General features: G+C 44.0%; 1 protein-coding gene. It reads right to left on the bottom strand.

Annotated features, from left to right (window positions below):
• Nucleotides 1-177: 177 nt before the first annotated feature.
• Nucleotides 178-637 (bottom strand): ribosome maturation factor RimM (gene rimM / locus A3766_RS26485; protein ID WP_068643306.1); only part of this gene is annotated, 460 nt, incomplete at its 5' end.

The raw sequence follows: 637 nt of genomic DNA, 5'->3' as shown, positions 1-637 counted from the left end.
CCAGTCCAAAATGCATACATTCACATCTCTAAGCCAGTCACACCACATTGACCAGCAAGTTTCTATCTTTGCACCACTTAAAGAACCAATCCCTTATGCCAGAACTGATTTACAGAACTGATTAAGTAGTGCCTATATAAAAACGCCCCGCAAGTACCGCAATCAGCGCTTTACAAACTAAAACTCCGGATCCCAATCAACTTCAATGGATCCTGCTTCCAGATCTACCGCCAAGACAACCTGATCTGGCAAGTAAGGAATTAATCGCTCCCTACCGTCCAAGCTATCCTTACACTTTTTTACTACCAAAACATCGTTAGATCCGGTTTCAATCAAATGATCAACACGACCAAGTAAAACCTTCTCTTCTACATCAGACCCTGAAGCAAATACTTTCAGACCTTGAAGCTGATGCCAGTAGTAATCACCGCTAGGCAGTTCCGGCAATTCTTCTCGAGGTACAGAAATCAACGAACCACAATACTGCTTAGCCTCATCGCGATCATGACACCCCTTTAACTGGGCGACCAGACCATTGCCATGAGCTTTGCAGCTAAGCACGGTTACCGATCCGTTCTTGCTGCCACCTTCGAGAGTCCAATTTTTATATTGGCAAATATTTTCTTTAGGCTGAGTA

It is taken from the genome of Oleiphilus sp. HI0132 (assembly GCF_001635845.1).
The sequence above is the reverse complement of the archived record's forward strand: the minus strand, read 5'-3'. Positions and strand labels throughout refer to the sequence as shown.